The sequence below is a fragment of the Janthinobacterium sp. BJB426 genome (genome assembly GCF_002735705.1).
Taxonomy (GTDB): Bacteria; Pseudomonadota; Gammaproteobacteria; order Burkholderiales; family Burkholderiaceae_D; genus Janthinobacterium.
Genome location: NZ_PDZL01000005.1, coordinates 273828 through 292328, shown reverse-complemented (window position 1 = coordinate 292328; position 18501 = coordinate 273828). Strand labels below are relative to the sequence as shown.

At 65.2% G+C, this 18501-nt stretch carries 5 protein-coding genes; 3 read left to right on the top strand and 2 right to left on the bottom strand.

Features of this window, described 5'->3' with window-relative positions; all coding sequences use genetic code 11:
• Positions 1-246 precede the first annotated feature (246 nt).
• From CSQ93_RS11190 to CSQ93_RS11180, 3 genes are all read left to right on the top strand, one after another.
• Positions 247-8886 (top strand): SdrD B-like domain-containing protein, encoded by an 8640-nt coding sequence (locus CSQ93_RS11190; RefSeq protein ID WP_158301197.1) that lies wholly within the window; start codon positions 247-249, stop codon positions 8884-8886.
• A 14-nt stretch (positions 8887-8900) separates the two neighbouring features.
• On the top strand, positions 8901-13349 hold the full coding sequence (locus CSQ93_RS11185) for an OmpA family protein (protein ID WP_158301196.1): 4449 nt from the start codon (positions 8901-8903) through the stop codon (positions 13347-13349).
• Positions 13350-13519: 170 nt separating this feature from the next.
• The gene (locus tag CSQ93_RS11180; protein WP_199534352.1) at positions 13520-14260 is read left to right on the top strand and encodes a tetratricopeptide repeat protein; all 741 of its coding nucleotides are present in this window, start codon (positions 13520-13522) and stop codon (positions 14258-14260) included.
• A gap of 19 nt (positions 14261-14279) precedes the next feature.
• Here the strand turns inward: CSQ93_RS11180 and CSQ93_RS11175 are convergent, their stop codons facing one another.
• Both CSQ93_RS11175 and CSQ93_RS11170 read right to left on the bottom strand, forming a co-directional pair.
• The gene (locus tag CSQ93_RS11175; RefSeq protein WP_099378097.1) at positions 14280-15251 is read right to left on the bottom strand and encodes a hypothetical protein; all 972 of its coding nucleotides are present in this window, start codon (positions 15249-15251) and stop codon (positions 14280-14282) included.
• Positions 15252-15382: 131 nt separating this feature from the next.
• A complete protein-coding gene (locus tag CSQ93_RS11170; RefSeq protein WP_099378096.1) occupies positions 15383-18499 on the bottom strand; it encodes an efflux RND transporter permease subunit in 3117 nt (1038 codons plus the stop codon).
• Positions 18500-18501 lie beyond the last annotated feature (2 nt).

The following is an 18501-nucleotide window of genomic DNA, read 5'->3' as shown; positions in this document are numbered from 1 at the left end:
TGAATACTTGTTGACTTTCGTGCCGCCTTGCCATGCCAGCAGGGTGAAAAAACAGGCTGTTCGCTATTTTTTCTGGGCCGGAAGTGCCGTTGCAGTACACCGCACAACCCCCTGATGACTGCCATGCCTATGTCCTCCTTTTTGCGAACTATCTTCTCCTGTCTGATCTCTTGCAAGCGGGGAGGGCCGCGCGCTCTCCTGCAGCGCTTGCTATGGCTGATCGTCTGTTTCTGTACCCTTGGCGGGGTGGGAACGGCATCGGCGGCGACCATCGACTTATCCGTTTCCGCCTATCTGCAAACGCCGGATCCCGTGCCGCGCGGCGGCAAGGCCAGCTTTTCGGTGGTCGTGACGAACAATGAAGACCTGGTCGATGCGACGGGCACCGTGCGCCTGGCGGTGGAACTGCCTGCCAATGTGAGTTTTGCATCGAGCACGGCGCCGGCCGGTTGCGCCTTCAATCTGGCGGGCAGTCCGCAATTGCTCAATTGCACGCGCAGCGGACTGGGCAAAACAGCGAACTGGACCGTAAACTTCAGCGGCACCGGCTCGGCGGCTTCCGCCGTGGTCACGAAGGCCAGCGTGTCTTTTGCCAACGTGGACACGGACGGCAACAGCTTCAACAACGATTCGATCAAAACGGTCACCGTCATCAAGGGCGCGGACCTGAGCGTGGCCGCCAGCGGCACGACCGGCTTGAGCGGCTGCCCCGCAGCCTGTACGGCAGCGGCTGGCGCAACGGTGGGCTACCAAGTGGACGTGGCGAATGCCGGTCCGGATAGCGCATCGCAATTCAAGGTCACGTACAACTTGCCGGCCAGCGCGGATTTTACCTACGCGTCGGCATCAGGCACCGGCTGGGCATGCGCCCGTTCGGGCACCGTGCTGACCTGTACTTACAGCGGCGCGGCCATCGGCGTCGGACAGCAGGCTCCCCCAATCACGATCGGCGGACGCATCGTGAAGAGCATCGCCGGCACCATCACCAACGGTGCGTCGGTGGCCTCCAGCGACTTGCAGACCGGTGATCCGGAAGACGGCAATAATGGACCCAGCCAGGTCATCGTCACGGTCAAGCCGGGCACCGACCTCGATGCCAAGGAAACCCTGGTGTCGAACACCAGCGGCCTGAGCTCGTTGACGGCGGGCGAGGCGGTCAGCCTGAACCTGTGGGCTGTCAATAGCGGCACGCAGGATGCCAGCGGCGTCACCGTGAAGACGACGGTGTCCAGCGATTTCACCATCGGCACCTTGCCGGCTGGCTGCGCCAAGGCGGGCCAGACGATCACCTGCAGTATCGGCGCGCTGGCGCATGGCGTCACCTCCTCCAAGTTCCTGATTCCGCTGACCGTCGCCGCAGGTGCGACGGGCGGCGCGAATGTGGTGGACGTGGCGCGCAGCGCCCCGCTCGATGGCTTGAACAATCCCGCCTCGGCCACCTACACCATCGTCGCGCCATTCGCCCACCTGACCCTGACCAAGAGCAAGTCGCCGGGGCTGGTCGCGGCCAATGGCCTGATCACCAATACCATCACGGTCACCAATGCGAACACCTCCACCAGTGCCGCCAGCGGCACCGTGACCGTGACCGATACCTTGTCGCCGCAAGAAAGCTATGTCAGTGCCAGCGGCACCGGCTGGACCTGCAGCGTGGCCGGACAGCTGGTCACCTGTCACTACACGATCAGCGGCAGCCTGGCGCGCGGCGCAAAACTGCCTGCCCTGGTTCTGACCACGCGCGCGCAAGCCGGTTTTGCTGGCACCTTGAGCAATACTGCCTGTACCGGCATGGTCGCCGGGTCGGCGCACCAGCCGCCGGACAATGCGAGCACGGGCAATTGCGCCACCGCCAGCGTCACATCGACGCCGCTGAACGTTGACCTGGCCATCGTCAAGACGGCGTCCCTGGCCAGCTTGCCGGCCGCGTCGAGTACTTTCAGCTATACCCTGGTGGTCAGCAATGCCGGCCCGGACAGCGCTCCGACCGTCAAGGTGGTCGACGCCTTGCCGCATTGGTACAACGGCAGCAGCGGCACCACGGGTGGCAGCGTCGCGCTGGCCGGCAGCGGCGCGGGCGAAAGCTGCAGCTTTGCTTCAACCGTCACTTGCACGCTGCTGAACCTGGGCAGTGGTGCATCGCGCACCATCACCATCACGCTCAACCGCCCATTGAAGGACGGTGCCTTGCTCAATACCGCCACGGTATCGAGTCCCGATGCCATCGACACCAATGCGGCCAATAACAGCTCCGGCGCCACCGTCACCGTCGTGCCGCGGGCCGATGTCGGCGTCACGGCGATGTCCGGTGCGCCGAACCCCGTGCGCGTCGGCGTGCCGCTGGTGTACACCACCTCGATCCGCAACAATGGACCCAGCAGCGCCGCCAATGTGGTACTGCGTCAGGTCATCGATCCGGCGCGCATGAGCTTTGTGGCCGGCTCGGCCAGCATCGCGGGCAGCGCTGCGCAATGCACGCTGGTGCCTGCCTTCAGCGGCGCGCCCTATGCGGGACAGTCCGGCATCGAATGCCGGACCTTTGGGCTCGGCGATGGCGAGACGCGCCAGCTGATTTTCTCGGCCATTCCCGTGTTCCCGTACCCCGATGCGCTCGACGCGACCTATGTCAGCAGCGCCACCATCAGCACCACGACCGACGACAGCAATGCGGCCAACGACAGCAGCAGCACCACGGTCACCGTGATCAGCAAGGAGCTGGACCTGAGCGTGTCGGCCGTCGATACGGGCTACGAACAGAGCCCGTTCGGCGATGCGCTGGTGTACCAGGTCAGCGTGCAAAACAATGGCCCTTCGCTGGCCACCGGCCTGAAGCTGGTCGTGGCTCCCGTGCCACCGCCGCAAAACGGCGCGGCCGTGCCGTATACCATGCTGTGGAATGCCGCCGGCAGCACCTTGCCGGCCGGCGCCTCGTGCAGCCAGCCAGGCGGCGCGGGCTCGAACCTGGTGTGCTACCTGGCTAGCTCATCCGCTGGCAGCACCTTGGCCAGTGGCGCCAGCCGCGTGTTCGGCCTGAAATTCGATACGGGTCCCGTCAGCAATGCGCCGCTGGGATCGATCACCTACAAGATCAATGCCAGCGTCGAATCCCTGGAAACGGGGGCGGCGCCGTTTGCCGGCGACAAGCTGGCGACGAACAACGTGGTGGAAGAAACCACCACCGTGCTGCCGAAGACCGATCTGATGCTGGTGTCGAAAACCGTTTCGCCCGCCTCGCCGTTCAGCATCAACCAGCCCTTCACCTACACCCTGGTGGTGGGGAATCTGGGTCCCGCCCTCGCGGCCAGCACGGTCGTCACCGACGTGCTGCCGGCCGGTTTCGTGCTGACGGGCGCGCCGACGGCACGCCTCGGCTCGGGCGCTCCGCTGACCTTGAACAATTGCGTCAGCGGCGGTTCGCCGGTCACCGTGACCTGCACGCTGGGCGTGCTGCCGATTGCATCGGGCGCAGCCGACACGGCCAATCTGGTCAGCATCACCATCCCCGTGAAGGCGCCATACCCGGCCTATGCGGGACCGTTCGCCAGCAATATCACGAATACGGCCAGCATCGTGCCGACGCCGGGCACCTCGCGCGATCCGAATGCAGGCAACAACAGTTCCAGCGTCGATGTGCAGATCGTCAAGTCGAGCATCGCCGGCTCCGTCTATAACGATGCAAACCGCAGCAACAGCATGGATGCCGGTGAAAAAATCACCACCAGCGTGACGTTCTCGCTGTACGGCCAGGATTTCTGGGGCAACGATATCGGCACGGCGGGCGCACCGCTGACCCTCGGTACCAGCAGCGGCGACTTCCTGTTTGACCGCCTGCCGCGCTCCGCGGCCGGCGGCTACACCCTCGTCGAGACACAGCCGGCCAGCTACGCCGACCTGTTTGAAGTCGCCGGCACGGCCGGTGGCACGCCGCCACCGGCCAGCTGCGACGGCGGCGCCAACTGTTCCGCCAGCGCGGCGCACAACACCATCGGCCAGATCGTGCTGGCGCCGAATACGGCGGCGACCGGCTACCTGTTCCAGGAATACGCGCATGCGGCCATCAGCGGCTACGTGTACGCCGACAAGAACAATAACGGCGTGCGCGAGGCGGGCGAAAATGGCATCGCCGGCGTGCAGGTGAAGCTCTCCGGCCTGACCTTCTGGGGCGCCGACGTGTGCGCCGCGATGGGCAGTGCCTGCACGGCCACCACCGACGCCAATGGCAAATACAGTTTCACCAATGTCCCGCCAAGCCGGCTGGGAGAATCCTACACGGTCACCGAACTGTCCCAGCCTGCCGGCTATGCGGATGGCAAGGAGCAGAACGGTGCCGGCAATGTCGTGGCGAACAGCGCGGGCCGCGCGGCGCCGGAAGGCATCGTCGTCGGCAGCATCGAACCGGGCCTCAGCTACACCGAGCGCAATTTCGGCGAACTGGCGTTGGCGTCGATTGCCGGCAGCGTCTACATGGACAACAACCGCGATGCGGTGCGCCAGGGTGGCGAAAGCACGGGCGTGGCCGGCGTCACGCTGACCTTGAGCGGCAACGACCATCTCGGTCATCCAGTCTGTCCAGGCAGTGCAGTGCCGAGCTGTACCTTCCAGACGGGCGCGGATGGCAGTTACCTGATTGCCGGCCTGGCGCCGAGCGACGCCGCCGGCTATGCCGTGACGGTCACGCCGCCGGCCAGCCTGTATCACACGGGTGCGCAGGCTGGCAGCCTGGGTGGCCTGATCGACGGCGCCGTGCGCGTGCCTGGTACCGGTGTGCCGGGTGCGGCGATCCGCACTGCCGGCGCCATCGTGCTGCTGCCCGGTGCCACGGCGACGGGCTACCATTTCGGCCAGGCGCCAGGCGCGGCGGGCGGCGTGGCGCAGTCGCTGTCCGGTTACGTGTATATCGATGCGAACCGCAATGGCCGCAAGGATTCGGGCGAAACGGGCATCGCCGGCGTGACGGTCACGTTGTCGGGCACCACGGCTGACGGCTTCGATGTCTGCAGCGTGATCGTGCCTGCCTTGTGCACGCTGCAAACGGCGGCCGACGGCGGCTACCGCTTCACGGGCCTGCCGCAAAGCGACAGCAACGGCTATGCCGTTGTGGAAGTCCAGCCTTCCGCCTACCTCGATGGCGCGGAAAGCGTGGGCACTGTGAATGGTGTCGCGACAGGACGCATCGGCGGCAGCGCACCCCGCTTCGACCAGTTCAGCGGCGTCGTGCTGCCGAACGGCGGCAGCGCGCGCGATTACAATTTTGGCGAACTGACGGGCAGCATCGCCGGCAGGGTCTACCTCGATGTGGATGGCAATGGCGCGGCCAGCAGCGGCGACACGCCATTGACGGGCGTGACACTGACACTGACCGGCGGTACAGGCGGTCCGGTGACGGTGCTCACCGATGCCAACGGCGCCTACCAGTTCGACGGCCTGCTTGCCGGCAGCTATACCGTGACACAAACGCAGCCGGTCAATTACGCCGATGCGGGCCAGGCTGCCGGCAATGGCGGCGGCAATGCCAGCGTGGCCAACGTGGTCAGCGCCATCGCGCTCGTACCGGGCGCACAGTTGACGGGCTACGATTTCGGCGAGAAGACAGGCGCCATCAGCGGCGCCGTCTACGTCGACGCCAACGATAATGGCGTACGCGATGCGGGTGAAACCGCAGGCATCGCCGGCGTTACCATCAGCCTGTCCGGCATCGCCCGCGATGGCGTCACGCCGGTCAAGCGCACGGCCATCACGGCGGCCGACGGCAGCTACAGCTTCCGCGATCTGCCGAACGCGAATGCGGCCGGCTATACGCTGGTGGAAACGCAGCCTACTGCCTATCTGGACGGACGCCAGCGCAAAGGCCTGATCGACGGCGCCGCATCCTGCGCCAATCCTGCCTGTGACATCGGCACGGCCAACGCCATCGCGCGCATTCCATTCGATGCGGCGAAGAGCCATACGCGTTTTGACTTCGGCGAACTGCTGGCGGCGAGTATTTCCGGCCGCGTGTACGGCGATGCGAACGACAACGGCAGCTACGAGAAGGGCGAAGGCTTGCAGGGCGTGAGCCTGACGCTGAGCGGCATCGACGGCCACGGCAAGCCGGTCAATGTCAGCGTCGTCACGGCCGCCGATGGCAGTTACACTTTCCCTGGCCTGTATCCATCGGGTCCGGGCGGCTACACGGTCACTGAAACGCAACCGGCCGGCCTGGGGAATTATCCGGGTGCGACGGGTACTTCTGTCGGCAGCGTCAACGGCAAGCCGGTCGGCACCGGCGTGGTCGATGTCATCAGCGGCATCATCCTGCCGCCACAGGGCAATGGCAGCGGCTATGATTTCCGCGAACAGGTGTCGTCGTTGCGGGGTTTCGTGTATCGCGACCTGAACGACAACGGCGCCATGGACGCGGGTGAAGCAGGCATCGCCGAGATTGAAATCACCTTGCGCGGCGCGAATGGTTTTAGCCGTACGGTGGTGACGGGAACCGATGGCAGCTACCGCTTCGACGGCCTGCCTGCCGGTACCTACAGCCTGCTGGAAAGCCAGCCTGCCGTGTATCTCGACGGCCGCGAAACGGCCGGTAGCGCCGGCGGCAAGGTGAATAACGCCAGCTTCGGCGCGGCGCCAGAATACAACACGATCGGCGACATCGTGCTGCCAGTGGCGACGCAGGCGAGCGGCTATCTGTTTGGCGAACGCCATATGCTGGGCAAGCTCGGTGGCGTGGTGTATGCGGACCTGAATAACGACGGCGTTCGCAACGAAGGCGAGCAAGGCATTGCCGGCGTGACGGTGGTCCTGAGCGGCACTTCCGTCGATGGCAAGCTGGTCAAACTGAGCGTGGTGACCGGTGCCGACGGCAGCTATCTGTTCGATACGGTGCCAGTCAGCGACGCCGCCGGCTACACCCTGACGGAAACGCAGCCGGCCGGCTATGTGGACGGCAAGACGGTAGTGCTGCCAGGGTCGGTTGGTACGGCCAACGCCAGCAAGCCTGTCGGCGTGGGCAACAAGGATACGATCACCGGCATCAAGCTGGCGGCGGGCGACGACATGCGCGGCTATTTGTTCGGCGAGAAGGGCATACCGCAATTGAAGCCGCCCATCATCAACGGCTACGTATGGCTGAACCACGACGGCAGCCGTGTGCGTCCGCTCGACGGCAGCCAGGCTGGCGTGGCTGGCTGGACGGCCGAATTGCACCAGGAAGGCAAATTGATCTGCCGCGCCATCACGGACGAGAAAGGCTTCTACCAGTTCGACAACCTGCATTGCCCCGGCTACGAGGCAAGTGGCTTGCCGACGGGTTCCGGCTATGCGATCACCTTCCTCAAGGATGGCAACAACATGCCGAATGTGCCCGTTTCGACGGGGGGCGAAGGCGAGGTGGTGCCAGGTGGCAGCCGCATCAGCAACCTGACCTTGCGCGACGGCGACCGTGTCGTCGAGCAGAATCTGCCGCTTGATCCTGCCGGCGTGGTGTACGACTCCGTGACGCGCAAGCCGGTGGCTGGCGCCGTGGTGTCGATCAGCGGCCCTGCCGGTTTCGACAGCGCCGCGCACCTGGTCGGTGGGGTAGCCGAGCAGACGCAAACCGTAGGCAGCGACGGCATGTACCAGTTCCTGTTGCAGAACGGCTTCCCCAGCGGCGTGTATACGCTGAGCGTGTTAGCTCCGGCGAACTACCTGCTGGCGCCATCCGGCAGCCTGCCGGCCTGCAAGGGACCATTGACAGTGGGCCTGGTGCCCGATCCGGCCTTTATCCAGGCCAGCGAGCTGGCGCCGGCATTGTCGACGAAGATGGAACTCGATCCGAATAACTGCACGGGACTGATCGCCGGAGGCGCCAGGACCACGCAGTATTACCTGAGCTTTGTCATCACGAATGGCGGTTCGGCACCGATCCTGAACAACCATATTCCGCTCGATCCGCTGGGCAGCGACAGCATCATGGTGACGAAGACGACACCGATGCTGAACGTCACGCGCGGCGACCTGGTGCCGTACACGATCACGGCCAGCAATCCCCAGGCGGCGACGCTGGGGGCGATGGAGGTGCGCGATTTGATACCGGCCGGCTTCAAGTACCGCGTCGGCAGTGCTACCCGCAATGGCGTGCCGGCGGAACCTGTCGTCGATGGCCGCAGCCTGCGCTGGAAAGAAAGCGGTTTCGCACCGAAGGAGAAGAAGACCTACAAGCTGATGCTGATGGTGGGCAGCGGCGTTGGCGATGGCGAATACGTCAACCAGGCCTGGGCAGCGACGGGCGAGACGCGTATTTCCAACCTGGCTACTGCCACGGTGCGCGTGGTGCCGGATGCCACCTTCGATTGTCCCGACATCATCGGCAAGGTGTTCGACGACCAGAACGCGAATGGCTACCAGGATGAAGGCGAAGCGGGCATTGCCGGCGTGCGCATGGCAACGGCGCGCGGCTTGCTGGTGACGACGGATGCGGAAGGACGTTTCCACGTGGCTTGTCCGGCGATTCCGAATGCGGACCGCGGCTCGAACTTCGTCATGAAGCTTGACGACCGCACCCTGCCGAGCGGCTACCGCGTCACCACGGAAAATCCGCGCGATGTGCGCCTGACCCGAGGCAAGGTGGTCAAGCTGAACTTCGGCGCCACGATCCATCGGGTAGTACGTCTTGAGTTGAGCGACGCTGCATTCGTTGCGGGCGAAACGGCCTTGCAGGCGGAATGGGCCGGGCGCATCGAAGGACTGGTGAGCCAGTTGCGCGCCAAGCCGTCGGTACTGCGCATCGCGTATGCCGCTGGCGGCGATGCCGCGCTTGCGGCGCGCCGCAGCAAGGCGATCGAAAGCGAGATGCAGGCGCGCTGGCAGGCACTGCAAAACGAATATCCCCTCGTCATCGAGATCGAGGGCGCACAATGAAACCGAAAATGACCATGAACGTTAGCAATCAAGGCACCCTCAAAGCGGCGGCCAGCCCGGCCCCCAAGCGGCTCGTGTATTTGCTTGGCAGCATAGGCTTTGTGTGTCTGGGCGCGCACGCGCAACAGGCAAATGAGCACGCGCTGCGGGGAAAAATGCTGGACCGGGGCCACAGCATGGGGGCGCAGCAGCCCTCGAGCGGCGAGCAGGAGTCGTCGGCTTTCAGCGGTCTGGCGCCGTCCGGCCTGAGCCGCGCCGAGCGCCGCGTGATCCTGGAAGCGGTGCCGCCGGCCGTGCCGGCGCAGCAGAGCGTGACCTTCGACGACCTGCTGTCGGGCACCAACTTCGAGTCCGGCCGCGATGTGCTGCTGCCGGCCGCGATGGCCCGGCTTGACGCGCTTGCCGCACGTTTGCGCGGCAAGCAGAAGGTGCGCGTGCAGGTGATCGGGCATACGGACAACCAGCGCATCGCTGCCTGGCTGAAGCCGACTTTTCCGACCAACCAGCATCTGTCGGAGGCGCGCGCGCTGGCCGTCACGGCCTATCTGATGCGTGCACTGGACTTGCCGGCAGCGGCCTTTGCCGCCAGCGGCAAGGGCGAGAGCGAAGCAATCGCGTCGAACGCCACGCCGCAAGGCATGGCGCAGAACCGCCGCACGGAAATCCGTGCCTGGTACGAGGAAGCCGTCGAACTGCCGGCTGTCGCCGCCGCAGCGCCGAAGCGCATCGAGACGGAAGTACTGGTCGACGATTGTGCCGTCGCCAGCCAGGTGGCCAACCGCGATGCGGCCTTCTCCATCAGCATCGATGGCGTGGTGCAGGAAACCGATACGCGGCAGCAGGAGGCGGACCGCCAGCGCTGCGTCGACGTGGCGCTGGAACGTTCCGACATCCAGGTCAAGTACGATCCCCTGAACGTTGCGCCGGCCTTGAATGTCTGGCTGGCGGCGCCTCATGCGCAGCGCCAGGCGCCTGTGCGTTTTGGCACCTACACCAACTACGCTTTTTTCCAGCAGCGCGCCGAGATCCGCATTTTCGCCAAGGGACAGAGCACGCAGGAGCAGCCATTTGCCATCGTGCCCGCGACGATGGGCGAAGCCACGGCCTGGCAGGCGCCGGCGGATGCGCCGGAGCAGATCGGCTACCTGCTGCGCGTATACGACGCCAGCGGCAAGTTCGACGAGACGCGCCTGCAGCCACTGCGCCTGCTCGATGCGGTGCCGGCCGAAGCGCCGGGCAAGAAGGCCGGTGGCGAAGCGTTGGCCGGCTGGGGCGAATCGAGCCTGATCCTGCGCAATATCGATGCATCAGGCGGCAGCGTCACCATCAGCGGCGAGAAGATCAAGCCTGGCCAGCAGGTGACGGCGCTGGGCATGGTCGTGCCGGTCGACGCCAACGGCAAGTTCGCCATGCGCCAGATCATGCGTCCTGGACCGCATACGGTGGAGGTGGCCGTGAAGGATGGCAGCGGAGCCGGCATGACCTTCCGCCGCAACCTGAACATCGCCGACAGCGACTGGTTCTATGTGGCGCTGGCCGACCTGACCATTGGCCGCGACCGCACCAAGGGGCCGGCGGAACTGGTCACGGGCGACACGCAGCACTATAAGAACGAGACCTGGGCCGATGGCCGTGGCGCGTTTTATTTGAAGGGCAAGATCAAGGGCGACTATTTGCTGACGGCCAGCGCCGACACGCGCGAGCAGCCGCTGCGCGACCTGTTCCACAACTTCCAGAGCAAGGATCCGAACTACCTGCTGCGCCGCATCGATCCGGACAAATACTATCCCGTGTACGGCGACGACAGCACCACCGTCGACGATGCGCCAACCCAGGGGCGTTTTTACGTGCGCCTGGAAAAAGGCGATTCTTCCGTCATGTGGGGGAATTTCCAGACCACCTGGAGCGGCTCGGAACTGGCACAGTACAGCCGTGGCCTGTATGGCGCGAACCTGTTGTGGAATGGCGCCGCCAGCACCAGCCATGGCGAAAAGGCCAGCACGGTCAACGCCTTTGCCGCTTCGCCGGGGACCTTGCAGTCGCGCGAGGAATTTCGCGGCACGGGCGGTTCGCAATACTATCTGCGCCACCTGGATCTGACGCAGGGTTCGGAACGCCTGTGGGTGGAAGTGCGCGACAAGGATTCGGGCCTGGTGATCGAACGCATCCAGCTGACGCCGTCGCAGGATTATGAAATCAACTACCTGCAGGGACGCCTGACCTTGCGCTCGCCGCTGTCCTCCGTGGCCGATGGCGGTGCGCTGGTGCAAAGCGCAAGCCTGAGCGGCAATCCCGTGTACCTGGTGGCGACATATGAATACGTGCCGGGCCTGAGCGCCATTTCCGGCACCTCGGTGGGGGTGCGCGCCAGCCACTGGTTCAACGACCATGTACGCATCGGGGCCAGCAATTATCACCAGGGCGAACAGGGTTCGGATCAGACGCTCAAGGAGCTGGACCTGACCTTGCGCTACAAGCCGGGCACCTGGATCAAGGCCGAGGCAGCCCGTTCCAGTGGCGACGCCAGCAGCGTGCTCAGTTCATCGAGCGGCGGTTTTGATTTCAACCAGACGACGGCGGGTGGACGCCCGGCCAACGCGAAGCGTTTCGACGGTGCGCTGGACCTTGCTGACCTGGGCGGCGCGGCGCGTGGCCGTATCGCCGCCTACTGGCAGGACCGCGAAGCGGGCTACGCGGGACCGGGCATGCAGACCCTGAACGGCGAAGCCGTGCGGCAAACGGGCCTGGCTGCGACCTTGCCACTGGGCGAGCGCACGGAAATGTCGCTGAAGGCAGATGACCGCACGGCCACCAGCCAGGATGCGCGCGCGGTGGAAGCGGCACTGCGCCACAAGCTCGATGCGGAGTGGGGCGTGTCGGCAGGCCTGCGGCACGACCGCCGCGACAATGCGATTGGCGGGGACAATGCCAGCGCCATCCTGAGCCAGGATGGCGGGCGTAGCGACGCCGTGCTGCGCGTCGACTATCGGCCATTGCAGGAAGGCCAGCAAGCCCGTGATGGCGTGCTGGAAAGGACGCCGGCGTCGAGCGTCGTACCGCAGCAGCAGGGATTGGAAGGCGGCATCACGGGCCAATTGGTGACGCAGGGCCGCGAGGCGGGCATGGCTGGCGGTCCGCAGTATGGCCCCGACACCACGCTCGCTTCCGGCGTGGCCTCGGCGCGCGTGGCAGGATTGCTGTATGCGCCGTGGGACATGTACGGTTTCGTGCAGCATACCTTGTCGCGCAGCGGCAATCGCGCCCTGAATGACCGCGCGGGACTCGGTGGCACCTACCAGGTGAGCGAACGCCTGCGCCTCGGGGCCGAAGCGTCGGGCGGCAGCGGCGGCGTGGGCGGCCAGTTGTTCGGCAACATGCAGATGGATGAGCGCAGCAGCGTTTACCTGAACTACCGCATGGAGACGGAAACGCCGGATGTGAACTACAGCGGCCGCCAGTCCACGCTGACGGCGGGCAGCCGCTACCGCCTGAACGACAAAGCCGGCCTGTTTGCGGAAAGCCGCTGGGGCAATGGCGCGGGACCGCAAAGCCTGACGCACGCGTTCGGCGTGGACCTGGCGCCCACCGAGCGCTGGACCACGGGCATCAAGTTCGAGACGGGTACGCTGTCGAACCCCTTGTCGGGCGACTTGAAGCGCGACGCCATCGGCCTGACGGCGGCGTATGCCTACGAGCGGCTGAAGTTTTCCAGCGCGCTGGAGTTCCGCACCGACCGCACGAAGTCGCTGGGTACGGTCGATGGCAGTTGCGCCACCGTGCCGGCTGACGGCGGCTGCGCCACGGACGCGAACAGCGAACACCGCAAGGTGTGGCTGACACGTAATGCGCTGAGCTACCAGCTGGACCGCGATTGGCGCCTGCTGGGGAAATTCAACCTGTCGCGCAGCAGCTCCACGCGGGGGGCCTTCTACGATGGCGATTACACGGAAGTCGTGACGGGAGCGGCCTATCGCCCGGTCGACAACGACCGCTGGAATACCCTGTTCAAGTACACGTACTTTTACAACCTGCCATCGCCAGGCCAGGTTGACGGCGTCACGGGCGGGGTGCTCGATTACACGCAGAAAAGCCATATCCTGAATGTCGATACGACGTATGACGTCAGGCCATGGCTGTCGGTGGGCGGGAAATTCGGTGTGCGCACGGGCCAGTTGCGGGCGTCGAAGACGCAAGGCGACTGGTTCTCCAGCCGCGCGGAATTGCTGGTGCTGCGCGCCGACATTCATATCGTCAAGGAGTGGGACGCCCTGATCGAGGGGCGCAGGCTGAAGGCGCGCGAGGCGGGAGACGCACGCGCCGGCGCCCTGATCGGCGTCTACCGGCATGTGGCGAAACACGCCAAGATCGGCATCGGCTACAACTTCACGACCTTCTCGGACGATTTGACGGATTTGTCGTATCGCAGCCGGGGCTGGTTCCTGAACGCCATCAGCACGTTCTGACGCCGATTGACGCGCCAGGAAAGCAGGGCAGTCTCGCGGCTGCCCTGCTTTTTTTTCGCCGTTCGCGTGTCTCCCTGGCGAGCTTGCCGCGGTGGCCGGTGTAATATTGAGCCAGGGAAAGCTGCGGCATGGTGCCAGCGGCTCCCGTCACGAACGAACGAGGTTGCAGCATGACGATTTTTGGCATAGGCATCCACATTCTGATCGCATTGTTTTTTGCGATCCATGTGGTGCGCAACGGGCAGCAGCTGTACTGGCTGCTCATTTTATTCATGTTCCCGCTGTTGGGCAGCGTGGTGTATTTCTTCGCCATCTATTTGCCCAATTCGCGCCTGCCGCAAGGCGCGCGCAAGGTCGCTTCGGTGGCCGTGCAGGTGCTTGATCCGAACCGCGAATTGCGCGAGGCGAAGGCCGCCTTCGAGTACACGCCGACGGCGCAAAACCAGATGCGCCTGGCCAGCGCGCAGCTGGAAGCGGGCGATGCGCAGGAAGCGGCATCGACGTATGAAGCCTGCCTGCGGGGCGCGTTTTCCTCGGACCTGGAAATTCGCCTGGGTGCGGCACGCGCCTACCTGGAGTGCGAGCGGGGTGCCGAAGCGCTGACGCACCTGAAGTTCATTCGCCGCACGGATATCCAATTCCGTCCCGAGATGGTGTCCCTGCTGACGGCGCGTGCGCTGGCGCAAAGCGGGCGCCAGGTGGAAGCGAAGGCGGAATTCGACGACGCGCTGACGCGCTACAACAGCTTCGAATGCCGCGCCGAGTGTGCGATCTGGGCGCTGCAGCAGGGTGACAAGGTATTGTCGGACCGCCTGCTGCTCGATATCGACAGCGCCATGGACCGCTGGAGCAGCCATACGCGTGCCATGTATGCGCCGCTGCTGGTGCGCCTGGAGAAGGCGCGCCGCTGATTTTTTGCCGGTGCCTGGCTCAGACGCCAGGCACCGTGTTCTTGCCCTCGACCAGTTTGTATCCCTTGCCATCGAAGCCATAGCGCGCGTGGCCGTTCAACGGTGTGGCAATGCGCGGCGGGTCTTCATCCGGCTTGACCGTGACGCCGGGCTTGATCTTCTCGGAGGCGCCCTTGAAATCGATCAGCAGGTCGTCGTAGGCGCCGCCATTGCGCGCCGTGGCGAAGCGCCAATTGCCGCTGACCATCCAGCACTCGTCCATGTCCGGCGTGCAGGCGCCCATATTGTCCGAGTACAGGTCGATTCCGCCATCAAGCGTGGTCACCTTGCCGTCGCCGATTTCAAACAGGGCCAGTTGCGTGATGGTGTAGCCCTGGCCCGTATAGCCATGGCGGATCGCCAGTCCCGGCTTGTTCGCGCCCAGCATGACCCAGTGGACTTCGCCGAGTTGGCCCGACGAACCGAGGGCGGCAATGTTTTCCAGCCGTTTCACGACTTGCCACTGGCCGTCTTCCGGCTGGCCCTTGGGCGCGAGGAAAAACACATTCAACAGTCCCGACGAGGCATGCGCCGATTCGGCCGTGCCTTCCGTGTTGGCCGTTTCCGCATTCGCCACCAGGATGGCGCGGCCATCGGGCAGCAGCTTGTGGCTGACGGAGCTGACCACGTAACTGAGTCTGTCGACGTGCTTGTCCGGATCGGACAGGTCGGCCAGCGCATCGTCGCTGTCGCTGCGATAGTCCTTGCCGAAGACGGCGCGCATCATGCCCACTTCGAGTTCGCGCGCCTGCGGCGTGTTCATCGCTTCCGTTCTTGGCGCCGTGGCGGCCGGCGGCGGCACGTGTTCGGCCGATGCGGCATCGTCAGCGGCCGCGGGGACCTCGGTTACGACGTCAGCTGCCACGTCGGCGCTGGCGGGGGCGGTCTTGTCCGAGCAGGCGCCGAGCAGTGCGGATACCAGTAGCAGGACGAGCGGGGTGCGGTAATTCATAGGCAGGGCAGATTGCGTTCATGGAGAATGGGCGCAGTATGCCAGATAGATGGAAGCGAGGGAGCGCGGCCTGACGGCCGGTCCTTCGCTTCCTTGCCCGCAGGGGGCGATTTTGCAAACAGTGGCGGCGCTTATTTTTCCAGCGCCACCTTGTCATCGCGCCGCAGCGGCGCCTTCTGGCGGCGCAGTTTCGCCATGCCGCGCTTGAGCAGGTGCTCCAGATCGTCGATGTAGGTGAACACGGCAGGCACCACCAGCAGGCTGAGTAAGGTCGACGTGATCAGGCCGCCGATCACGGTAATGGCCATCGGCGAACGGAAGCTGGGGTCGGCGCCCCAGCCCAGTGCCAGCGGCATCATGCCGGCGCCCATGGCGATCGTCGTCATCAGGATGGGGCGGCTGCGCTTGTGACAGGCGTCGACCAGCGCATCGAAGCGGTTCATGCCCGCCTGGCGCGCCAGGATCGCATAGTCGACCAGCAGGATCGAGTTCTTGGTGACGATCCCCATCAGCATGATCAGACCGATCATCGACGGCATCGACAGGGCGCTGCCAGTGATCAGCAGCGCCACGAAGGCGCCGCCGATCGACAGCGGCAGCGCCGCCAGGATGGTTACCGGCTGCATGAAGTCCTTGAACAGCAGCACCAGCACGCAGTAGATGCACAGCACGCCGATCAGCATGGCCAGGCCGAAGCTGGCGAACAGCGAGGCCATCTCCTGCGCGTCGCCCAGTTCGGCGATCTTCACGGATGGCGGCAGATTCTTCATCGACGGCAGCGCGCGCGCTTCTTCGTTCAGTTCACCGAGGGTGCGCGAACCGAGTTCCACGTCCAGCGTCACGTTGCGGCTGCGGTTCAGGCGGTCGATCTGTGCCGGGCCGCTTTCCATCGTCACCGTGGCCACGTTCGCAAGGCGCACGGGACCATTCTTGCCGGGCACCGTCAGGCGCTCGATGGCGGCCAGGTCGGCGCGCACGCTGTTGGGCAACTTGACGCGGATCGGCACTTGCCGCTCGGGCAGGTTCATTTTCGTCAGGTCCGTGTCGTAGTCGCCGGCCGTGGCCACGCGCACCGTTTCGCCGATGGCCGCCGCCGTCACACCCAGGTCGGCCGCCTTGGCGAAATCGGGGCGCACGATGATTTCCGGTCGCACCAGCGAGGCGCTGGAATTGACGTTGCCGATGCCTTTCAGGCCGCGCAGTTCGCGCTCGACTTTTTGCGCCGCCGCCGTCAAAGCCACCGGATCTTCCGAGCGCAGCACCAGCTGCATCTTGACGCCCGTGTCGGGCGGTCCCACCGTGAAGCGGGCGCCGGGAATCGTATCGAGCTTGTTGCGCAACTGCGTTTCCAGGCCAGCCATCGATTCCTTGCGCTCCGTGCGGTGCACGGTGGTCAGGGTCAGCACGGCGCGGCGCGCCTCGGCTGCCGCGCCGGGGGCGAAGGCGTCGCCGCTGGAGCCGCCGCCTATCGAACTGAAGACGCCCTGGATGCCAGGCGTGCGCATGGCCGCATCGCGCGCCAATGCTGCCACGGCCTGCGTTTCACCCAAGGTGGAGCCGGGCGGCAGTTCCAGGTTGATTTGCGTCTGCGCGCGGTCGGCGGCCGGCACGAAACCGGTCGGCAGCAGCGGCACGAGCGCGATGGCGCCGACAAAGAACAGGGCTGCGGCGATGGCCGTGATGCCGCGGTGGTTCAGGCACCAGCGCATGACCGTCAGGTAGCGCGTCATCAGCCAGCCATCCTGCTCTTCCTTGTGCGGCAGCGGTTTCAATATGTAGGCGGCCATCATCGGCGTGAGCAGGCGCGCCACCACCAGAGACGCCAGCACGGCCAGCACGGCCGTCCAGCCGAACTGCTTGAAGAACAGGCCGGGAATGCCGCTCATGAAGGCCGTTGGCAGGAACACGGCGACCAGCGCGAAGGTGGTGGCGATCACCGCCATGCCGATTTCGTCGGCCGCTTCCATGGCCGCTTCCATTGGCGACTTGCCCATGCGCAGATGGCGCTCGATGTTTTCGATTTCCACGATGGCGTCGTCGACCAGCACGCCGACGACCAGGGCCAGCGACAGCAGGGTGACGGTATTGAGCGTGTAGCCGAACCAGTAGATGCCGAGGAAGGCCGGCATCACGGACAGGGGCAGGGCAGCGGCGGCCACCAGGGTGGCGCGCCAGTCGCGCAGGAACCACCACACCACCAGCACGGCCAGCAGCGCGCCTTCGTACAGCAGCTCCATCGAGCCGTCGAAGTTTTCCTCGACGGGGAAGGCATTGTCGATCGACTGCTGCAGTACCACATTCGGGTTTTCCTTCTGCAGGTCGGCGATGGCGTCGCGTGCGCCCTTGGCGACGGCCACTTCACTGGCGCCCTTGGTGCGGAACACTTCAAAGGCGACGACCGTCTTGCCATCCTGCTCGGCCAGCGCGCGCGGTTCGGCGATCGTGTCGCGCACGGTGGCCACCTGGTCCAGGCGCACATGGCGGCCGTCCGGCAGCGGTACTTCCACGCGCGACAGTTCATCGGCCGTCTTGACGGTGGCGATGGTGCGCACTGATTGCTCGGCGCCGCTGATGTCGCCCCGGCCGCCAGGCGCTTCGCGCTGCACCAGGCGCAGCTGGCGCGAGACGTCGAGGGCCGACACTTTCAATGCGGCCATGCGCGCTTCATCGAGTTCCACCTGGATCTCGCGGTAGACGCCGCCCACGCGGGTGACGGCGCCCACGCCGGGTACGGTCAAGAGGCGCTTGGCCACCGTATTGTCGACAAACCAGGACAGGTCGGGCGCGTCGAGCGGATTGTCCACGCCCCCTTTCGCCGTGGCGATAAAGGTCAGCACCACGCGCCCGGCCGTGGAAGCCTTGGTGACGGTGGGGTCGCGCAGCTCGGCCGGCATGTCCGCTTTCACGCGCGCGACGGCGTCGCGCACATCGTTGACGGCTTCGGCGATCTGCTTTTCCAGGATGAATTCCACGGTGACCGTGACGACGCCATCGAGCACCTTGGTGTAGATGTTTTTCACGCCTTGCAGGGTGGCGACGGAGTCTTCGATCTTGCGCGCCACTTCCGTTTCCAGCTGGGCCGGCGCGGCGCCGGGCAGCACCGCGCTGACGGTGACGATGGGCAGTTCGATGTCAGGGAAATCCTGTACCGGATTGGCCTTGTAGGCCAGCAGACCGGCCAGGGTCAGCAGCACGAACAGCATGATGGCCGGGATCGGATTCTTGATCGAGAGGGAGGAAAAATTCATGG

Excerpts from the sequence above, each read along its gene's own strand:
- CSQ93_RS11170 (WP_099378096.1), bottom strand. The coding sequence starts at position 18,499 with ATGAATTTTTCCTCCCTCTCGATCAAGAATCCGATCCCGGCCATCATG.
- CSQ93_RS11185 (WP_158301196.1), top strand. The coding sequence starts at position 8,901 with ATGAACGTTAGCAATCAAGGCACCCTCAAAGCGGCGGCCAGCCCGGCC.
- CSQ93_RS11180 (WP_199534352.1), top strand. The coding sequence starts at position 13,520 with ATGACGATTTTTGGCATAGGCATCCACATTCTGATCGCATTGTTTTTT.
- CSQ93_RS11175 (WP_099378097.1), bottom strand. The coding sequence starts at position 15,251 with ATGAATTACCGCACCCCGCTCGTCCTGCTACTGGTATCCGCACTGCTC.